The 19,837-nt window shown below is 69.8% G+C and carries 18 protein-coding genes; 6 read left to right on the plus strand and 12 right to left on the minus strand.

The features are described from left to right. Positions 1 to 17 precede the first annotated feature (17 nt). Complete coding sequence (locus tag ABZ928_RS32365; protein ID WP_361526823.1) at positions 18 to 1,037, plus strand: COX15/CtaA family protein; 1,020 nt, start codon at positions 18 to 20, stop codon at positions 1,035 to 1,037. Here the strand turns inward: ABZ928_RS32365 and ABZ928_RS32370 are convergent. From ABZ928_RS32370 to ABZ928_RS32385, 4 genes are all read right to left on the minus strand, one after another. Beyond that, positions 992 to 1,729 (minus strand): nucleotidyltransferase domain-containing protein, encoded by a 738-nt coding sequence (locus ABZ928_RS32370; RefSeq protein WP_361526826.1) that lies wholly within the window; start codon positions 1,727 to 1,729, stop codon positions 992 to 994. The genes ABZ928_RS32365 and ABZ928_RS32370 overlap by 46 nt on opposite strands. Before the next feature lie 44 nt (positions 1,730 to 1,773). After that, complete coding sequence (locus tag ABZ928_RS32375) at positions 1,774 to 2,880, minus strand: amidohydrolase family protein (protein ID WP_361526829.1); 1,107 nt, start codon at positions 2,878 to 2,880, stop codon at positions 1,774 to 1,776. Positions 2,881 to 3,004: 124 nt separating this feature from the next. Beyond that, on the minus strand, positions 3,005 to 3,349 hold the full coding sequence (locus ABZ928_RS32380; RefSeq protein WP_361526831.1) for a hypothetical protein: 345 nt from the start codon (positions 3,347 to 3,349) through the stop codon (positions 3,005 to 3,007). A gap of 69 nt (positions 3,350 to 3,418) precedes the next feature. After that, the gene (locus tag ABZ928_RS32385; RefSeq protein WP_361526833.1) at positions 3,419 to 4,372 is read right to left on the minus strand and encodes a heme o synthase; all 954 of its coding nucleotides are present in this window, start codon (positions 4,370 to 4,372) and stop codon (positions 3,419 to 3,421) included. A gap of 413 nt (positions 4,373 to 4,785) precedes the next feature. Between ABZ928_RS32385 and tkt the strand changes: the two genes are divergently transcribed. From tkt to pgl, 5 genes are read left to right on the plus strand one after another with little or no spacing between them, the layout of a single operon-like run. Further along, the gene (gene tkt, locus ABZ928_RS32390; protein ID WP_361526835.1) at positions 4,786 to 6,873 is read left to right on the plus strand and encodes a transketolase; all 2,088 of its coding nucleotides are present in this window, start codon (positions 4,786 to 4,788) and stop codon (positions 6,871 to 6,873) included. Positions 6,874 to 6,906: 33 nt separating this feature from the next. Beyond that, positions 6,907 to 8,025: a transaldolase gene (tal, locus tag ABZ928_RS32395; protein ID WP_361526837.1), complete on the plus strand. Its 1,119-nt coding sequence runs from the start codon at positions 6,907 to 6,909 to the stop codon at positions 8,023 to 8,025. Between the two features lie 3 nt (positions 8,026 to 8,028). After that, complete coding sequence (gene zwf / locus ABZ928_RS32400; protein WP_361526839.1) at positions 8,029 to 9,567, plus strand: glucose-6-phosphate dehydrogenase; 1,539 nt, start codon at positions 8,029 to 8,031, stop codon at positions 9,565 to 9,567. Beyond that, positions 9,564 to 10,589, plus strand: a complete 1,026-nt coding sequence (opcA, locus tag ABZ928_RS32405; protein WP_361526841.1) for a glucose-6-phosphate dehydrogenase assembly protein OpcA — start codon at positions 9,564 to 9,566, stop codon at positions 10,587 to 10,589. The genes zwf and opcA overlap by 4 nt, the downstream gene beginning before the upstream one ends. Then, positions 10,586 to 11,368, plus strand: a complete 783-nt coding sequence (gene pgl, locus ABZ928_RS32410; RefSeq protein WP_361526843.1) for a 6-phosphogluconolactonase — start codon at positions 10,586 to 10,588, stop codon at positions 11,366 to 11,368. The genes opcA and pgl overlap by 4 nt, the downstream gene beginning before the upstream one ends. 109 nt (positions 11,369 to 11,477) lie before the next feature. Here pgl and ABZ928_RS32415 read toward each other — a convergent pair whose 3' ends face one another. The 8 genes from ABZ928_RS32415 to gap form a co-directional block, all read right to left on the minus strand. After that, on the minus strand, positions 11,478 to 12,449 hold the full coding sequence (locus ABZ928_RS32415; RefSeq protein WP_361526845.1) for a DUF3824 domain-containing protein: 972 nt from the start codon (positions 12,447 to 12,449) through the stop codon (positions 11,478 to 11,480). Positions 12,450 to 12,494: 45 nt separating this feature from the next. Continuing rightward, positions 12,495 to 14,195 carry a glucose-6-phosphate isomerase gene (pgi, locus tag ABZ928_RS32420; RefSeq protein ID WP_361526847.1) on the minus strand — a complete coding sequence of 567 codons (1,701 nt, stop codon included), beginning with the start codon at positions 14,193 to 14,195 and terminating at the stop codon, positions 12,495 to 12,497. 52 nt (positions 14,196 to 14,247) lie between these two features. Beyond that, positions 14,248 to 15,492: an MFS transporter gene (locus tag ABZ928_RS32425; protein WP_361526849.1), complete on the minus strand. Its 1,245-nt coding sequence runs from the start codon at positions 15,490 to 15,492 to the stop codon at positions 14,248 to 14,250. 185 nt (positions 15,493 to 15,677) lie between these two features. Further along, positions 15,678 to 16,013 carry an RNA polymerase-binding protein RbpA gene (locus ABZ928_RS32430; RefSeq protein WP_003976875.1) on the minus strand — a complete coding sequence of 112 codons (336 nt, stop codon included), beginning with the start codon at positions 16,011 to 16,013 and terminating at the stop codon, positions 15,678 to 15,680. A 199-nt stretch (positions 16,014 to 16,212) separates the two neighbouring features. Then, on the minus strand, positions 16,213 to 16,443 hold the full coding sequence (gene secG / locus ABZ928_RS32435; RefSeq protein WP_361527381.1) for a preprotein translocase subunit SecG: 231 nt from the start codon (positions 16,441 to 16,443) through the stop codon (positions 16,213 to 16,215). A gap of 102 nt (positions 16,444 to 16,545) precedes the next feature. Then, entirely contained in the window at positions 16,546 to 17,322 is a 777-nt protein-coding gene (gene tpiA, locus ABZ928_RS32440) for a triose-phosphate isomerase (RefSeq protein WP_361526851.1), read from the minus strand. Between the two features lie 5 nt (positions 17,323 to 17,327). Next, positions 17,328 to 18,539 (minus strand): phosphoglycerate kinase, encoded by a 1,212-nt coding sequence (locus tag ABZ928_RS32445; protein ID WP_361526853.1) that lies wholly within the window; start codon positions 18,537 to 18,539, stop codon positions 17,328 to 17,330. Between the two features lie 141 nt (positions 18,540 to 18,680). Further along, positions 18,681 to 19,691, minus strand: coding sequence for a type I glyceraldehyde-3-phosphate dehydrogenase (gene gap, locus ABZ928_RS32450; protein ID WP_361526855.1), 1,011 nt, complete (start codon positions 19,689 to 19,691; stop codon positions 18,681 to 18,683). Between the last annotated feature and the right edge of the window lie 146 nt (positions 19,692 to 19,837).

The raw sequence follows: 19,837 nt of genomic DNA on the forward strand, positions 1-19,837 counted from the left end.
ACAAGCGGCGGCCTACGATGGTGCGCGTGCCAAACCTGACCCGCGCTGACGCCGCAGCCGCCGTGCGCAACCCGCTCGCCTTCATCGCCGCACGCTGGACCCCGGATCCCCGGACGGTGCAGCGGGCGGCTCTCGCCGCGCTCGTCATGTCGGTGGTCATCGTGGTCACCGGAGGCGCGGTGCGGCTCACCGGCTCGGGGCTCGGCTGCCCGACCTGGCCCAAGTGCACCGACGACTCGCTCACCACCACGAGCGCCATGGGCGTGCACGGCGTGATCGAGTTCGGCAACCGCATGCTGACGTACGTCCTGTGCGCCGCCGTCGGCTGGGCGATCATCGCCGCGCGCTCGGAGAAGCCGTACCGGCGCAGCCTCACCCGGCTGGGCTGGGCGCAGTTCTGGGTCGTGATGAGCAACGCGATCCTCGGCGGCGTCGTCGTCCTGGTCGGCCTCAACCCGTACACGGTCGCCGCGCACTTCCTGCTCTCCTCCGCCCTGATCGCGGTCGCCACGGTGATGTGGCAGCGCACCCGGGAGGGTGACGACGTGCCGCGTCCGCTGGTCGGCAAGTCGGTGCAGCAGCTGGTGTGGTTCCTGGTGGCCGCGGCCGTGCTGCTGATCGCGGTGGGCACGGTCGTGACCGGTTCGGGCCCGCACGCGGGTGACTCCAGCGAGGTCGAGCGGATGCCGCTGGACTGGGAGACGGTCAGCAAGCTGCACGCGGTGCTCGCCTGGATCGTGGTGACGCTGACCTTCGCCCTGTGGTTCGTCCTCAAGGCGGTCGACGCCCCCAAGGGCCCCCTGGACCGCACCCGCGACCTCTTCCTGGTCCTCCTCTCCCAGGGCGTCATCGGCTACGTCCAGTACTTCACCGACCTCCCCGAGGTCCTGGTCGGCCTCCACATGTTCGGCTCCTGCCTGGTCTGGATCGCGGTCCTGCGCGTCCTGCTGGCCCTGCGCGAACGCCCCGAGGTCGAGGTGCGGCTCCCGGATCAGGCGTACGCCGCCACGAGCTCGTCGATCGCCGGTCCCAAGTAGGCCCGGGTCAGCTCGCCCCTGCGTGCCGTCCACTCCCGGGTGGGCGGCGCGGGGTCCTCGTACCGCCGCCTGCGGATGTCCTCGACGACCTCGACGGGCGCACCGAGCTCCGGCAGCAGCTCCAGCGCCTCCCGCTTGGAGAGGAGCCGTCCGTCGCGCAGGGTCGCGGTCGCGCGCGCGAAGGTCGTCAGTCCCACGTCGACCCAGGGGGCCTGCCGCCACCGCTCCGGCTTCGCGAGCTTGGGGCGCCAGAAGTCACGCTGGTCCCGTACGACGAACTCGTCGAGTTCGAGATCCAGTACCGGCGGCAGCAGCCCGGTCGGCGCCTTCCCGTGCAGCACCCGCCCGAAGGTGTGCAGCTCCCGCCGGGTCACCGGGGTGACCGGCCGCCTGAACAGCATCTCGTGCGCCCAGGTCAGATGGGACCGCCGGGAGTCGTCGACGGCGTCCGGCGTCAGATACGTGCAGTGCAGCTGCGCGGCGAGCGGCTCGTGCCGAAGTCGGGCGTGCAGCGTTGCGAGCCCCCAAACGGTCCGCGCCGAGATCGGACGGTCCAGTACGGCGATCAGGTCCAGGTCGCTGCGGCCCTCCTGGTAGTCCCCGCCGGCGAGCGACCCGTGCGCCCACACCGCGAGCGGGTCCAAGGAGGCGAGGCCGGACAGGAAGCGGTCGAGTAACGCGTCGGTCTGCATGTCCCCATCCTGTACAGCCCACCCGGTCTGTACACCCGTACCGCTCACTCCAGCCCGTACACCCTCCGCGCGTTCCCCGCCGCGATCAGCCCGGCGACCCGCTGCGCGTCCGCCAGCGACCACGCCCCCTCCGCGACCCAGTTGCCCAGCACCCTGGCCAGCGCCTCGCGGAACAGCCGCGCGCCCACGACATGCAGTTCGGGCAGACCCTGGGCACCGCTGGAGAAGAGGATCTTGCCGAAGGGGGCGAGTTCGAGGATCTCGGCGAGGACCGTCGCCGCGCGGGCGCCGGTGCGGACCAGGGCGGCGCCCGAGTCGGCGTAGACGTGCGGGAAGACGCCGGCGAGGTGGGCGGCGTGACGGTGGTACGGGTAGCCGTGGAGGAGGACGAGATCGGTGCCGAGGCCTGCCGTGGCGCGGACGAAGTCGGTGAGCAGGACCGGGTCGGTACGGTCGATCCGCAGCCCCGGTTCACCGAGTCCGGCGTGCAGCTGAAGCGGCAGCCCGGACGCGACCGCGATCCACAGCAGGTGCCGCAGCAGAACGGGATCCGACAGCTCCCCTCCGACCCTGCGCCCCGCCAGCCAACGTCCCGCCGCGCCCCGCACCTCTCCCGGCCCCGGCGGTTCGGGCGCCAGCGCCAGACCGTGCCGTACGCCCGCCACCGAGGTGAAGGCGACCGCGTCGACCGCCGCGCCGTGCACCGACTCGGCGAGGTTGGCGAGGAAGGACTCGACCGTGCCGGAGGTGTCGGCGACCTGTTCGGCGAGGAGTTCGAGGCGCACGATCTCACGGGCCTCGGCGTCCGAGGACGCGGCCATCTCGCCGGGGCCGGTCAGATCGCCGGGCAGTCCCGTGTCGACGAGATACGTCGTGATGCCACTGCCCCGCAGCAGCCGACGGCCCGCCTCCAGTACGCCGAGTTCACGGCGCCGGGCGAGATAGCGGGCGGGCGGGCAGTGCGGTTCCAGGCCGAGGAGAGGGGGACACCATCGTCGTACGGCGAAACCCGTCTGGGTGTCGAAGAGGGTCGTACCGGGGGCGGGCGGCCCCTCGGTACGGGCCAGCTGGGCCTCGAAGGTGCCGAGGCCCAGCTCGGTTCTCAGTACGCCGTGGCAGTACTGGTCCACGAGGGACGGCGTTTCGATCATCCGGACTCCCGTGGCTGGACCGTGGTGTCTTACAGGTCCTAACGGGTGAACCGGGTGCTAGGTGGCGCCACCGCACACCCCGTGCGAAAAGCCGAAAAAACTCAGCCGGAAGCGCGGCGAAGGCTTAGCCGTTGCTCGGGCCGCCGACCTGGATGCCCGCCATGCGCGTCCACTCGTACCGGCCCGTCCGGACCTTCGCCGCGAACTCGCCGTCGAAGTCCTCGTGGACGGTGATGCCGGCCTTCTCGACCGCCTTCTGGGCGATCTCGTAGGTGGGGGCGACGAGGTTGCCCCAGTCGCCGTCCTCGCCGACGAGGGCGATCCGGGCGCCGCGCTGGCCGATGTAGGCCACCTGGCCCTCGGCCCCGCCGTGTGCCTTGGAGAAGGCGCCGATCTGCTTGGCGAGCTTGGCCGCCTTGCGGTCCGCCTTCTCCGCGGCCTTCGCGTCAACCTGCTGCGTGTCTGCCATGGGCAGGATGCTACTCACGGGTAGATCGACTGGCGAGGGCAGGGCCGTGTGACATACGCCCGCACGGTCTCAGCGCAGGAACGGGTCGACCGCCACGGCCAGGAACAGGATCGACACGTAGGTGATCGACCAGTGGAACAGGCGCATCTCCTTGAGCTTCGCGCCCGTCACCTCGGCCTTGGCCCGGTTCTGGAGGCCGTGTGCCTCCCACAGCCAGAAGCCGCCCGCCAGCAGCGCGACGAGCGTGTAGAACCAGCCCGTGTAGCCGAGGGGGGTGAGGAGGAGGGAGACGGCGACCATGACCCAGCTGTAGATCACGATCTGCTTGGCGACCACCTTGTTGGAGGCGACGACCGGGAGCATCGGGACGCCCACGCGCGCGTAGTCCTCTTTCACCTTCATGGACAGCGGCCAGTAGTGCGGCGGCGTCCAGAAGAACATGACGAGGAAGAGGATGACCGGCGCCCACGACATGGAGTTCGTGACGGAGGACCAGCCGATGAGGACCGGGAGGCAGCCGGCGATGCCGCCCCACACGATGTTCTGCGAGGTACGGCGCTTGAGGATCATCGTGTAGACGACGACGTAGAAGAGGAGCGCGCCGAGGGACAGCCAGGCGGACAGCCAGTTGACGGCGAGGCCGAACAGGAGCGTGGAGACGATCGCGAGGGTGATGCCGAAGGCGAGGCACTCGCGCGGCGAGACCATGCCGGTGACCAGCGGTCTCTGCGAGGTGCGGTCCATGAGCGCGTCGATGTCGCGGTCGATGTACATGTTCAGCGCGTTGGCGCCGCCCGCGGAGAGGTAGCCGCCGACGCAGGTGAGCAGCACCAGCGTCAGGTCGGGCACGCCCTGCTCGGCGAGGAACATCACCGGCACCGTGGTGATCAGCAGCAGCTCGATGATCCGGGGCTTGGTGAGGGCCACGAATGCCTTGACACGGGCCCCGAACGGCCGGTGACTCGAGCTCTTGCTCTCCCCCAGCACCCCGGCTGGACGGGATTCGACGGCCGTCACGCACACCCCTACAGAGACATCCCAGCAAGCCTCCCCGTGTGAAGTCCCGGTAAAGGCCCGCGCGTACCACGCCACTGTAGACGTTGCCCATACCCCGACATTCGCGGGGGTGGGGTCGTGTTGGGGAGCACCCCCGGAAGGGCTGATCGGCGCCCTCCGGAAGGGCCCGCCGGCACCCGTTCGAGAGCTCGTCGGAAGAGCTGATCGGCACTCGGTTGAGCACTCGAACGAGCGGGGCCGTATTCAGTTGCCGAATGGCGATTCGGCCCAGTCAGGAGGCGGATCGTCGCGACGCCCGGCAGTCTGGAATGACGCGCAAAAACGCACGTACATACGGGGGTAGGCTCGACAACGGCCGGGGCGCCCCGTGCACCGGCATTTCGACATGCGTGACATGTGGAGAGGAGCCCTGACCCAGGGTGAGCACCAAGCCGACCACCACAGACCTCGAGTGGACCGAGTTGGACCAGCGGGCCGTCGACACCGCCCGCGTCCTGGCCGCCGACGCCGTACAGAAGGTCGGCAACGGCCATCCGGGTACGGCGATGAGCCTCGCGCCCGCCGCCTACACCCTCTTCCAGAAGGTGATGCGGCACGACCCCGCCGACCCCGAGTGGGTGGGCCGCGACCGGTTCGTGCTGTCCGCGGGCCACTCGTCCCTGACCCTCTACACGCAGCTCTACCTGGCCGGTTTCGGCCTGGAGCTGGACGACCTGAAGGCTTTCCGGACCTGGGGCTCGAAGACCCCGGGTCACCCGGAGTACGGCCACACCAAGGGCGTCGAGACGACGACCGGTCCGCTGGGCCAGGGTGTCGCCAACGCCGTCGGCATGGCGATGGCCGCCCGCTACGAGCGCGGTCTGTTCGACCCGGAGGCCGCCGAGGGCGAGTCGCCGTTCGACCACTTCGTGTACGTCATCGCCGGTGACGGCTGTCTCCAGGAGGGCATCTCCGCGGAGGCGTCCTCGCTGGCCGGTCACCAGAAGCTCGGCAACGTCATCCTGCTGTGGGACGACAACCACATCTCCATCGAGGGCGACACCGAGACGGCCGTCTCCGAGGACACCGTCAAGCGCTACGAGGCGTACGGCTGGCACGTCCAGCGGGTCGCCCCGAAGCCGGACGGCGACCTCGACCCGCACGCCCTGTACAACGCGATCGAGGCCGCGAAGCAGGTGACGGACAAGCCGTCCTTCATCGCGATGCGCTCGATCATCGCCTGGCCCGCCCCGAATGCGCAGAACACCGAGGCCGCGCACGGCTCGGCGCTCGGCGACGACGAGGTGGCCGCCACCAAGCGCGTCCTCGGCTTCGACCCGGAGCAGTCCTTCGAGGTCTCCGAGGCGGTCATCAACCACACCCGCCAGGCTCTCGACCGCGGTCGTGAGGCCAAGGCGGAGTGGGAGAAGCAGCTCCAGGAGTGGCGCGACAACAACGCCGAGCGCGCCGCCGAGTTCGACCGCATCGTCGCGGGCGAGCTGCCCAAGGGCTGGGAGGACAAGCTCCCGGTCTTCGAGCCCGGCAAGGGTGTCGCCACGCGTGCCGCCTCCGGCAAGGTGCTCCAGGCGCTCGGCGCGGTCATCCCCGAGCTGTGGGGCGGCTCCGCCGACCTCGCCGGCTCGAACAACACGACGATCGACAAGAACAGCTCGTTCCTGCCGGCCGACAACCCGCTGCCCGAGGCCCAGCCGTACGGGCGCACGATCCACTTCGGCATCCGCGAGCACTCCATGGCCGCGGAGATGAACGGCATCGCGCTGCACGGCAACACCCGTATCTACGGCGGCACGTTCCTCGTGTTCTCCGACTACATGCGCAACGCCGTCCGCCTGTCGGCCCTGATGCACCTGCCGGTGACGTACGTGTGGACGCACGACTCCATCGGTCTCGGCGAGGACGGCCCGACCCACCAGCCGGTCGAGCACCTCGCCTCGCTGCGCGCCATCCCGGGCCTGAACGTGGTCCGCCCGGCCGACGCCAACGAGACCGCGATCGCCTGGCGCGAGATCCTCAAGCGCTGGACGAAGGAGTTCGGCAAGGGCGCCCCGCACGGTCTGGCGCTGACCCGTCAGGGCGTGCCGACGTACGAGCCCAACGAGGACGCGGTCAAGGGCGGTTACGTCCTGTTCGAGGCCTCCAACGGCTCGCCCGAGGTCGTCCTCATCGCCACCGGCTCCGAGGTGCACGTCGCCGTCGAGGCGCGCGAGGCGCTGGAGGCCGACGGTGTGCCGACGCGTGTGGTGTCCATGCCGTCCGTGGAGTGGTTCGAGGAGCAGGACCAGGGGTACCGGGACAGCGTCCTGCCGCCCTCCGTGAAGGCGCGTGTCGCGGTCGAGGCCGGTATCGGTCTGACGTGGCACAAGTACGTCGGGGACGCCGGCCGCATCGTTTCCCTGGAGCACTTCGGTGCTTCCGCCGACGGCAAGGTCCTCTTCCAGGAGTTCGGCTTCACTGCCGAGAACGTGGCCGCGAAGGCGAAGGAATCTCTCGCCGACGCTCGGCGCTGACGCTCATATACGACACGTAGGAGATGTAATTCCATGACAGACGCACTCAAGCGCCTCTCCGAAGAAGGCGTCGCGATCTGGCTGGACGACCTGTCGCGCAAGCGGATCACGTCCGGCAACCTCGCCGAACTGATCGACCAGCAGCACGTCGTGGGCGTCACGACCAACCCGTCGATCTTCCAGAAGGCGATCAGCAGCGGTGACGGTTACGAGCAGCAGCTCGCCGACCTCGCCGCCCGCAAGGTCACCGTCGAAGAGGCGATCCGCATGATCACGACGGCGGACGTCCGCGACGCCGCCGACATCCTGCGCCCGGTCTTCGACGCCACCGGCGGCCAGGACGGCCGGGTGTCGATCGAGGTCGACCCGCGCCTGGCGCACAACACCACGGCGACCATCGCCGAGGCCAAGCAGCTCGCCTGGCTGGTGGACCGCCCCAACACCCTCATCAAGATCCCGGCCACCAAGGCGGGTCTGCCGGCCATCACCGAGGTGATCGGCAACGGCATCAGCGTCAACGTCACGCTGATCTTCTCGCTGGAGCGCTACCGCGAGGTCATGGACGCCTACCTCGCGGGCCTGGAGAAGGCCAAGGCCAAGGGCCTGGACCTCTCCCTGATCCACTCCGTGGCCTCCTTCTTCGTGTCCCGCGTGGACACCGAGATCGACAAGCGGATCGACGCGCTCGGCACCGACGAGGCCAAGGCCGCCCGCGGCAAGGCCGGTGTCGCCAACGCGCGGCTCGCCTACCAGGCGTACGAGGAGATCTTCTCCTCCGACCGCTGGGCCGCCCTCGACAAGGCGCAGGCCAACAAGCAGCGCCCGCTGTGGGCCTCGACCGGCGTGAAGGACCCCGCCTACAAGGCGACCCTGTACGTCGACGAGCTGGTCGCCCCCAACACGGTGAACACCATGCCGGAGGCCACCCTCCAGGCCACCGAGGAGAGCGGCGAGATCCGCGGCAACGCCGTCGCCGGTACGTACGAGCAGTCCCGCGCCGAGATCGACGCCGTCGAGAAGCTCGGGATCTCGTACAACGACGTCGTGCAGCTCCTGGAAGACGAGGGCGTCGAGAAGTTCGAGGCCTCCTGGAACGACCTGCTCAAGTCGACCGAGGCGGAGCTGGAGCGCCTCGCACCCTCGGAGGGCTAAACCTTGTCCCCTCTCTCCGGTTCCGGAGCGAACCCGCTTCGTGACCCCGCCGACCGACGGCTCCCGCGTATCGCGGGGCCGTCGGGCCTGGTCATCTTCGGCGTCACGGGCGACCTGTCCCGGAAGAAGCTCATGCCCGCCGTGTACGACCTCGCGAACCGGGGTCTGCTGCCGCCGGGCTTCTCGCTGGTCGGCTTCGCCCGGCGGGAGTGGCAGAACGAGGACTTCGCGCAGGAGGTCCACGACGCCGTCAAGGAGCACGCCCGTACGCCGTTCCGCGAGGAGGTCTGGCAGCAGCTCATCCAGGGGATGCGCTTCGTCCAGGGCACCTTCGACGACGACGACGCGTTCGAGCGGCTGCGCGGCACCATCGAGGAGCTCGACAAGGCCCAGGGCACGGGCGGCAACTTCGCCTTCTACCTGTCGGTGCCGCCGCGCTCCTTCCCCGTGGTCATCCAGCAGCTGAAGAAGCACGGGCTCACCGACCAGTCCACCGGCTCCTGGCGCCGCGCGGTCATCGAGAAGCCCTTCGGCCACGACCTGAAGTCGGCCGAGGACCTCAACAAGGTCGTCCACGAGGTCTTCGCCCCGGACCAGGTCTTCCGCATCGACCACTATCTCGGCAAGGAGACCGTCCAGAACATCCTGGCGCTCCGCTTCGCCAACCAGATGTTCGAGCCGATCTGGAACCGGTCCTTCGTGGACCATGTGCAGATCACGATGGCCGAGGACATCGGCGTCGGCGGCCGTGCCGGGTACTACGACGGCATCGGCGCCGCGCGTGACGTCATCCAGAACCACTTGTTGCAGCTGATGGCGCTGACCGCGATGGAGGAGCCGTCCTCCTTCGACGCGGACGCGCTGGCCGCCGAGAAGACCAAGGTGCTCGGCGCGGTGAAGCTGCCGAAGGACCTGGGCCGGGACACCGTCCGCGGACAGTACGCGGAGGGCTGGCAGGGCGGTGAGCAGGCGGTCGGGTACCTCCAGGAGGAGGGCATCGACCCCAAGTCCAAGACGGACACGTACGCCGCGATCAAGCTGGAGGTCGACAACCGCCGCTGGGCGGGCGTCCCCTTCTACCTGCGCACCGGCAAGCGTCTGGGCCGCCGGGTCACCGAGATCGCGGTGGTGTTCCAGCGGGCCCCGCACTCCCCCTTCGACTCGACGGCGACCGAGGAGCTCGGCCAGAACGCGATCGTCATCCGCGTCCAGCCGGACGAGGGCATCACGGTCCGCTTCGGCTCCAAGGTCCCCGGCACGTCGATGGAGATCCGGGACGTGTCGATGGACTTCGCCTACGGCGAGTCCTTCACGGAGTCCTCGCCCGAGGCGTACGAGCGGCTGATCCTCGACGTGCTGCTCGGCGACTCGAACCTCTTCCCGCGCACCGAGGAGGTCGAGCTGTCCTGGAAGATCCTCGACCCGATCGAGCAGTACTGGGACAAGCACGGCAAGCCCGCCCAGTACCCGTCCGGCACCTGGGGCCCGGTCGAGGCGGACGAAATGCTCGCACGCGAGGGACGGAGCTGGCGCCGGCCATGAAGACAGACCTCACGGACACCACCGCCAGCAAGATCAACAAGGCGCTGGTCAAGGGCCGCCGTGCCATCGGCACACCGGCCGTCGGCATGGTGCTCACCCTGGTCATCGTCACGGACGAGGAGAACGCGTACGACGCCCTGAAGGCCGCCAACGACGCCTCGCGCGAGCACCCCTCGCGCACGCTCGTGGTCATCAAGCGCGTCTCCCGCACCCCCCGCGACCGCACCCAGTCCCGCCTCGACGCCGAGGTGCGGGTGGGCGCGGACGCGGGCACCGGCGAGACGGTGATCCTGCGCCTGTACGGCGATGTCGCGGACCACGCCCAGTCGGTCGTCCTTCCCCTCCTGCTGCCCGACGCCCCCGTGGTCGTCTGGTGGCCGGTGGACGCGCCGCTGGACCCGGCGAGCGACCCGCTGGGCGCCCTGGCCCAGCGCCGGGTCACCGACACCTACGCCTCCGAGCAGCCGGTACGGGACCTCGGTGCCCGCGCCGACACCTACACGCCCGGCGACACCGACCTGTCCTGGACCCGCATCACGCCGTGGCGCTCGATGCTGGCCGCGGCCCTCGACCAGGTCACCGTCGACGTCAACGCCGTCGAGGTGGAGGGCGAGGAGTTCAACCCGAGCTGCGAGCTGCTCGCGATGTGGCTCGCGGACCGGCTGGACGTCCCGGTCAAGCGCTCCCTGTCCAGCGGCCCCGGCCTCACCGCGGTCCGCATGGACACCAACCACGGCCCGATCACCCTGGACCGCGCGGACGGCTCGCTCGCGACGCTGTCCATCCAGGGCCAGCCGGACCGTGCGGTGGCGCTCAAGCGACGCGAGACGGCCGAGCTGATCGCGGAGGAGCTGCGGCGGCTCGACCCTGACGACACGTACGCGTCCGCGCTGCGGTTCGGGGTGGAGAAGCTGAACCCGGCTCCGGTGGCGGTCGCTGTCGAGGCGGTTCCCGAGGAGGCACCGCCGGTGAAGAAGGCGGCCGCCAAGCGGGCCCCCGCGAAGAAGGCGGCGGCCAAGTGAGCACTCCCCAGCTGGTCGTCCACCGCGACAAGGAACTGATGGCGCAGGCCGCCGCGGCCCGTCTCATCACGAAGATCGTGGACGCGCAGGCCTCCCGGGGCTACGCGTCCGTGGTCCTCACGGGCGGCCGCAACGGCAACGGGCTGCTGGCCGCGCTGGCGGCGGCTCCCGCCCGGGACGCGATCGACTGGGGCCGGCTCGACCTGTGGTGGGGCGACGAGCGGTACCTGCCCGAGGGCGACCCGGAGCGCAATGTCACGCAGGCCCGCGAGGCCCTGCTGGACGCGGTGCCGCTCGACCCGAAGCGGGTGCACGCCATGCCCGCCTCGGACGGTCCGCACGGGGAGGACGTGGACGCGGCGGCGGCTTCCTACGCCGAGGAACTCGCCCGTGCGGCGGGCCCGGAGAACCACGGCTCGGTCCCGACCTTCGACGTCCTGATGCTGGGCGTCGGCCCGGACACCCACGTCGCCTCGCTGTTCCCGGAGCTCCCGGCGGTCCGCGAGACCGAGCGCACGGTCGTCGGCGTCCACGGCGCGCCCAAGCCCCCGCCGACCCGCGTGACCCTCACGCTGCCCGCCATCCGCGCCGCCCGCGAGGTCTGGCTCCTGGCAGCCGGCGAGGACAAGGCCCAGGCCGCGGCGATCGCCCTCTCGGGCGCGGGCGAGATCCAGGCCCCGGCAGCGGGCGCGTACGGCCGCCAGCGCACCCTGTGGCTCCTGGACGCAGCGGCGGCCTCGCAACTGCCGCGGTCTCTGTATCCACCGGCGTCGCCCTGAGTGTGTTCTTCGAAGGCCCCAGGTTTTCCTGGGGCCTTCGTCGTATGCACGGCTTACGGCGCGATGTTGTGGTTGAGCCGGAACAGGCAGCCGGGAAGCGACCGACCCTTCAGCTCCCGTACGGGTTGCCGGAGGGCGGCGGGCCGTAGGGGTTGCCCTGGTTGTAGGGGTTCCCGGCGGGCGGTCCGTACGGGTTGGCGGGCGGGTACGGCTGCCCTGTGCCCGGCCCGTACGGGTTGCCGGGCGGCGGGCCGTACGGGTTTCCCTGCGGCGGCACATACGGCGTGCCCGGCGGCGTCGGTGGGGCGTTCGGGGGCATCGGCGGGGGCTGGGGCGTGAAGCGGAGCTGGGTGGACGGGTGGGCCGCCAGCCGGATGCCGTAGCGCTGTTCCAGGCGTCGCATCTCCAGCAGTGCGATCCCCGTGACCGTCACCGGGGCGCCCAGGATGAACAGCACGCCCATCGCGAGACCGAGCCCGTGCAGGTCGCCCGTGAGGAGGTCGGGGACGGCCATCAGCCAGGCCGTGACCGTCGCGAGCAGCGGCGGGAGGCAGCGGTGCACACCCGCCGTGCCGAAGAAGTTCGCGCCCACGTGCCAGGCCCCGCGCGCCACGAAGCCGATCAGCCAGAGCACGATCGGCCCGAGGAGCAGGATGAAGAACCCCGCGCCGCCCGCCGACTGCAGCAGCACCACCGTGAGCACGATCGTCCCCACGAAGAGCAGCAGCAGCTTCAGCGAGTTGAACAGCGAGGGCTTCAGCTCGCTCACCGAGCCGTGGCGCCGCCACACGAACAGCATGATGCCGACCGTCAGCGGGGTGATGAACAGCAGGACGACCGACGCCGTCAGCATGTTCTCCAGCATCTCGTCGAAGGCGAAACCGCCCTCGACGAAGGTGTACACCCCGATCGCCGCGACCGTCCCGGCGATGAGCCGGAACTTCTTGAGCTGCTCCACCCCCGGGTCGATGGACTCCGGGATCCACGCGGGATGGAACACCGCGCGTGCCGCGTACTTCGGCTTCCAGAACGACCCCGCTGTCAGCGCGCCGCCCGTCCAACCGCCCTGCGAACCAGCCACTCCGCACTCCCCCGAGCCATGGCTTCTTCATGATCGTCCGGGAGTCTACGGGATGCGGACGGCCCCGCGCCGCCCGCTTTCCCGCATCGTCACTCGCGAACGGCCGCGCAGCTCCCGGTACTTGGCGACCAGAGCCGTGGTCGACGCGTCCAGACCCGGCACGTCCGCGCCCTCCGTCAGCGCCGGCTCGACGCGCTTGGCGAGGACCTTGCCGAGCTCCACGCCCCACTGGTCGAAGGAGTCGATGTTCCACACGGCACCCTGCACGAACACCTTGTGCTCGTACAGCGCGACGAGCTGCCCGAGCACCGACGGCGTCAGCTCGCGCGCGAGGATCGTGGTCGTCGGGTGGTTGCCCTGGAAGGTCTTGTGCGCCACCAGCTCCTCGGCCACCCCCTCGGCCCGCACCTCGTCCGGGGTCTTGCCGAAGGCGAGGGCCTGCGTCTGGGCGAAGAAGTTCGCCATCAACAGGTCGTGCTGTGCCTTGAGTTCGTCGCTGAGCTCGTCCACCGGCTCGGCGAAGCCGATGAAGTCCGCCGGGATCAGCTTCGTGCCCTGGTGGATCAACTGGTAGTACGCGTGCTGCCCGTTGGTCCCCGGCGTCCCCCACACCACGGGCCCGGTCTGCCACTCCACCGGCACCCCGTCCCGGCCGACGTACTTGCCGTTGGACTCCATGTCGAGCTGCTGGAGATAGGCGGTGAACTTGGACAGGTAGTGGCTGTACGGCAGCACGGCGTGCGACTGGGCGTCGTGGAAGTTGCCGTACCAGATCCCCAACAGGCCGAGCAGCAAGGGCACGTTGGACTCTGCGGGCGCGGTCCTGAAGTGCTCGTCGACGAGCCGGAACCCGTCGAGCATCTCCCGGAAGCGGTCCGGGCCGATGGCGATCATCAGGGAGAGCCCGATCGCCGAGTCGTAGGAGTAGCGGCCGCCGACCCAGTCCCAGAACTCGAACATGTTCGCCGTGTCGATGCCGAACGCGCCGACCTTCTCGGCGTTCGTCGACAACGCCACGAAGTGCTGGGCGACGGCGGCCTCGTCGCCGAGCGCGTCCAGCAGCCACTGGCGGGCCGAGGTGGCGTTGGTGATCGTCTCGATGGTGGTGAAGGTCTTGGACGCGATGATGAACAGCGTCTCGGCCGGGTCCAGGTCCCGGGTCGCCTCGTGCAGGTCGGCGCCGTCGACATTGGACACGAAGCGGACCGTGAGCTCGCGGTCGGTGAAGCCGCGCAGCACCTCGTACGCCATCGCCGGGCCGAGGTCGGAGCCGCCGATGCCGACGTTCACGACGTTCCTGATCCGCTTGCCGGTGTGCCCCTTCCACTCCCCGGAGCGGACGCGGTCGGCGAAGCCGGCCATCTTGTCGAGGACGGCGTGCACGCCCGGCACGACGTTCTCCCCGTCCACCTCGACCACCGTGTCCCGCGCCGCCCGCAGCGCGGTGTGCAGGACAGCCCGGTCCTCGGTCGTGTTGATCTTCTCGCCGCGGAACATGGCGTCCCGCAGCCCGAAGACATCGGTGGCGGCGGCCAGCTCGCGCAGCAGCCGCAGGGTCTCCTCGGTGACGAGGTGCTTGGAGTAGTCGATGTGCAGGTCCCCGACCTGGAGCGTGTACCCGGCGCCACGGCCCGGGTCCGCGGCGAACAGCTCGCGCAGCCGCAGCTCGCCGAGCTCCTCGCGGTGCTTGGCCAGAGCGGTCCACTCAGGGGTCTGGTTGAGCCTCGTACGGGCGTCTGCGTTCATGTCCGACTTCAGCCTTCTTTCGTGCCTGTCCCAGCTGGTCCAACTTAGTTGATCAGCGCGTGACATGAGCTGTCGCGGCGCCGTCCTCGGGTGCGACTACAGGTACGTCCCGCTTGAGCGCAGGTGTCAACGAGGCGACGGACAGGACGAAGAAACCGGCCGCAAGGAGCGCCGGGATGTTGAGCCCCCAGGCGGTGGCGGCGACCCCGCCGAGCAGCGCGCCCAGGGGTGCCCCGGCGACGGCCAGGGTCCGGAACGCCGAGCTGATGCGGCCCAGCATCTCGGCGGGGCCGCGCTCCTGCATGAGGGTCGTGGTGTTGACGTTCCACACCATCCCCATGAGCCCGAAGACGGCCATGGCGGCGATCAGCGCGCCCAGGCTCCGCACCGTGCCCATGACGACGAGCGCCCCGATCTGCACGCTCCCGGCGAGCAGCACCGCCCGTACCCGCCCTATGCGGGAGACGAGCCGGCGGTTGAGCGCTCCCCCGGCCAGGGCGCCGACCGTGTAGGCGGTCGTGGCCGCCGCGTACCCGGCGTGGCCGACGTCGAGCCAGTCGGTGACCAGCAGCACCATGGTGGCGATGAGGGCGCCGACCCCGACGTTGCACAGGGCCGTCGCCGCGCACAGGCCGCGCAGGGCCCGGTCGCGGCCCAGGGTGCGCAGTCCCTCGGCGATCTCCCGGCGCAGGGTGCTGCCCGCCGGTCTCGGCTTCCGCGCGGGCGCGCCGGTCCGCAGCGAGGCCACCAGCGCGGCGGCCACCAGGAAGGTCGCCGCGTCGGCCACGAAGGGCACGGGGGCGCCGACCACCAGCAGCAGGGGCACGACGGGGGCGCCGAGCAGTCCGCCCGCGATCTTCTGCCCGGTCATGAGCCGGGCGTTGGCGCTGCCGAGGGCCTCGCTGTCCACCAGGGCGGGCAGCAGGGCCGTGGACGCGTTGTCGAAGAGCGTCTGGAGCGTGGTCAGTGCGAAGGCCAGCGCGATCAGCAGGCCGATGGAGGCGTGCCCGAGCGCCACGGCCACCGCGAAACCGGCGACCAGCAGCCCTCGTACCGCGTCCACCGTCCACATCGCCCGCCGCTGGTCCACCCGGTCGGCGACGGCGCCGCCGAGCAGTCCGAAGACGATCCAGGGCAGATAGCCGCAGGCGGTGACGAGCGCTATCGGCAGGGGCTCGTCGGTCAGGGTGGCGGCCAGCAGGGGCAGCGCCGCCGTCCGCAGCGCGTCTCCGAAACTGGAGAGCACGGCGGCGCTCCACAACCGCCCGAACCCCCCGCGCCACGCGGGCGCACGCACGCCCACAGCCTCGACCACAGCCACAGCTCCCCCTCACGATTCGTTCGCTCTTCAGCGATGCACAAACCGTAGAGGTCACCACTGACAACACGATGGGCCTGTGGATAACTCTGCCCACAGGGTCGCGGAAGGGGTGAAAACAGCTCCGGCCCGGCACCTGTCGGTGCCCGGCCGGCTGTCAATTCCTAGATCTCGCCCCGCAGTTTGGCGAGCGCCTCGGCGAGGATCGCCTCGCCGTCCGCATCGCTGCGCCGCTCCCGTACATACGCGAGATGCGTCTTGTACGGCTCGGTGCGCGGCGGGTCCGGCGGGTTGTCCCGGTCCTGTCCGGCGGGGAAGCCGCAGCGCGGACAGTCCCAGGTCTCGGGAACCTGCGCGTCGCTGGCGAAGCTGGGCTGCGTCTCGTGCCCGTTGGAGCACCAGAAGGAGATGCGCAGTCGGGGCGCGGACTCGCCCCGCTCGGCCTCGCCCATCGGCCCCGCCCCGACCCGGCTTCCTCGGATCGCGTTGCCACTTGCCACGGTCGTAACTCCCTGCGTGATGGTGCCGCGAAGCGAGTCGGCGTTTCGCTTCGTTGCGAGCGCCTCAGTCTACGTAAGGCCCAACGCGCGTCCAGTGGTTGGAGTTACAGCCCCCACACCTAGACGCAAGCCCCATGATAGGCCGCGCTCAGGTGCGCGTACCGAACATGGGGCCTTACGTACGGAATGTGCGTGCCGGTCAGTTGTTCGCCTTCATGAGAAGGCCGAGCACGATGATGCACGCGAACCACAGCAGACCGACCACGATGGTGATCCGGTCGAGGTTGCGCTCGGCGACCGAGGAGCCGCCGACGGAGGACTGCATACCGCCACCGAACATGTCGGACAGGCCGCCGCCCTTGCCCTTGTGCATGAGCACCAGCAGCATCATCAGGCCGCTGAAGACGATCAGGGCGATCGAGAACCCCATAACCACGGCTGGACCAACTTCCTCGGATCTGGATGGACGACAGGGGCACAGCCACCGGGCTGTGCCCCCGCAAGGGTACGACGGATCGCCGCTACCGCATACTTACTGGTCGCGGAAGCGCACGATCTTGACGAACTCATCGGCATCGAGCGACGCACCGCCCACGAGCGCCCCGTCGATGTCGGCCTGCGCCATGATCTCGGCGACGTTTCCGGACTTCACGGAGCCGCCGTACTGGATGCGGACCTGGTCGGCCAGCTCCTGGGTGTACAGCTCGGCGAGCTTGGCGCGGATCGCGGCGCAGACCTCCTGGGCGTCCTCGGCGCCGCAGACCTTGCCGGTGCCGATGGCCCACACGGGCTCGTAGGCGATCACGACGGACTCGGCCTGCTCGGCCGGGAGGTCCTTCAGACCGCCCTCGACCTGGGCGAGGGTGTGGGAGACGTGGTTGCCCGCCTCGCGGACGTCCAGCTCCTCGCCGACGCACAGGATCGGGGTCAGGCCGTGCTTGTAGGCGGCCTTGACCTTGGCGTTGACGATCTCGTCGGTCTCGGCGTGGTACTGGCGGCGCTCGGAGTGGCCGATGGCCACGTACGTGCACTTCAGCTTGGCCAGCATGGCGCCGGAGATCTCGCCGGTGTAGGCGCCGGAGTCCTGGGCGGAGATGTCCTGGGCGCCGTACTTGATCTTCAGCTTGTCGCCGTCGACGAGGGTCTGCACGGAGCGCAGGTCGGTGAAGGGCGGCAGGACGGCGACCTCTACGGCCTCGTAGTCCTTGTCCGCGAGGGCGAAGGCGAGCTTCTGGACGTGTGCGATGGCCTCGAGGTGGTTGAGGTTCATCTTCCAGTTACCCGCCATGATCGGCGTGCGAGTGGTCATGCGGGTCAGTCCTCCAGTGCGGCGAGGCCGGGGAGCGTCTTGCCCTCGAGGTATTCGAGGGAGGCGCCGCCACCGGTCGAGATGTGGCCGAACGCGTTCTCGTCGAAGCCGAGGGTGCGCACGGCGGCGGCGGAGTCTCCGCCGCCGACGACGGTGAAGCCGTCCGAGTCGATGAGGGCCTGGGCGACCGCCTTGGTGCCCTCGGCGTAGTCGGGGTGTTCGAAGACGCCCATGGGGCCGTTCCAGAACACGGTCTTGGCGTCGGCGAGCTTGCTCGCGTACAGCTCGCCGGTCTTCGGGCCGATGTCGAGGCCCAACTGGCCCTCGGGCATCTTGTCGGCGTCGACGGCGGTGTGCTCGGTGGGCGCCTTGGCCTTCAGGTCGGGGAAGCCCGGGGAGACCACGACGTCGATCGGGAGGACCAGCTCGACGCCGAGCTTCTCGGCGCGCTCCAGGTACTCGGTGACGGCCGGGATCTGGTCCTCCTGAAGGAGGGAGGCGCCGACCTCGTGGCCCTGGGCCTTGAGGAAGGTGAAGGCCATGCCGCCGCCGATGAGGATGCGGTCGGCCTTGCCGAGCAGTTCGTCGATGACGGCGAGCTTGTCGGAGACCTTGGAGCCGCCGAGCGCCACGACGTAGGGGCGGGCGACGTCCTCGGTGAGCTTCTTCAGGACGCCGACCTCGGTGGCGATGAGGTGGCCGGCGTAGTGCGGCAGTTTGCCCGGGAGGTCGTACACGGACGCGTGCTTGCGGTGCACGGCGCCGAAGCCGTCACCGACGTAGACGTCGGCGAGGGCGGCCAGCCGGTCGGCGAAGGCGCCGCGCTCGGCGTCGTCCTTGGACGTCTCGCCGGCGTTGAAGCGCAGGTTCTCGATGACCGCGACCCGGCCGTCGGCAAGCCCTGCGACGGTGGCCGTGGCGGACTCGCCGACGGTGTCGGTCGCGAAGGCCACGTCGGCGCCGAGGAGTTCGCCCAGGCGCGCCGCGGCGGGGGCGAGCGAGAAGGCCGGGTCCGGGGCGCCCTTGGGACGGCCCAGGTGGGAGGCGACGACCACGCGGGCGCCCGCCTCGGCCAGCGCCTTGACGGTGGGCAGCACGGCGCGGATGCGGCCGTCGTCGGTGATGGTGGTGCCGGCCAGCGGCACGTTCAGGTCGGCGCGGACGAAGACCCGCTTGCCGGCGACGCCTTCGGCGAGAAGTTCGTCGATCGTCTTCATGAAAGGGACTCCCGAGGAGGGTTTGGTACTCGGATCGCTCGTGATCCTAAGAGGGCCGTTCTGTACGTGAGGCAGGGCCCGTGCGGCGCGTCCCTGCGCCGCACGGGCCCTGCACTCACATCAAGCTGCCTGCTCCGTCGGTCAGAGCTGGTTGCCGACGAAGACCGTGAGGTCGACGAGGCGGTTGGAGTAGCCCCACTCGTTGTCGTACCAGCCGAGGATCTTCACCGACTTGCCCTCCTGGACCATGGTCAGGGAGGAGTCGAAGGTGCAGGAGGCCGGGTCGCTCACGATGTCCGAGGACACGATCGGGTCCTCGGTGTAGAAGAGGATGCCCTTGAGGTCGCCGTCGTCGGCGGCCTTCTTGAACGCGGCGTTGACCTCGTCCTTGGTGACCTCGCGCTGGAGCTCCACGACCAGGTCGGTGGCCGAGCCGGTCGGGACCGGGACGCGCATCGCGATGCCGTCGAGCTTGCCCTTGAGCTGCGGGAGGACCAGGGCGGTGGCCTTCGCGGCACCGGTCGTGGTCGGGATGATGTTCTCGGCGGCGGCGCGGGCGCGGCGCAGGTCCGAGTGCGGGAAGTCCAGGATGCGCTGGTCGTTGGTGTACGCGTGGACCGTCGTCATGAGGCCCTTGACGATGCCGAAGTTCTCGTCCAGGACCTTCGCCATCGGCGCCACACAGTTGGTGGTGCAGGAGGCGTTGGAGATGACGTGGTGGTTGGCCGCGTCGTACTTGTCCTGGTTGACACCCATCACGATGGTGATGTCCTCGTCCTTGGCCGGAGCCGAGATGAGGACCTTCTTCGCGCCACCGGCGATGTGCTTCTCGGCGTCGGCCTTCTTGGTGAAGATGCCGGTCGACTCGATGACGATGTCGACGCCCAGCTGACCCCACGGGATGTCGGCCGGGTTGCGCTCGGAGAGCACCTTGATGGTGTGGCCGTCGACCGTGATGGTGTCGGCGGTGTGGGTGACCTCGGCCTTGAGGCGACCCAGGATGGTGTCGTACTTCAGCAGGTGAGCGGTGGTCGCGGTGTCACCCAGGTCGTTGACAGCCACGATCTCGATGTCAGCACCCTGCTCCAGCAGTGCGCGGAAGTAGTTGCGACCGATACGACCGAAGCCGTTGATGCCTACGCGGATCGTCACGAACCGATCTCCTCGTTGGTACGCCGGCTATGCGGTGCCGGCGAGCTCTGTTTGGGATGTCCCCGACCGCCTACGACCCTACCTCCCTGAGGCTCCCTGAGTGACATCGAGATGCCCCATACACGGGCAGGCGGTCCGTACCCGCC

Origin of the sequence: Streptomyces sp. NPDC046909, from assembly GCF_040644695.1 — a bacterium.
In the GTDB taxonomy this organism is placed as follows: domain Bacteria; phylum Actinomycetota; class Actinomycetes; order Streptomycetales; family Streptomycetaceae; genus Streptomyces.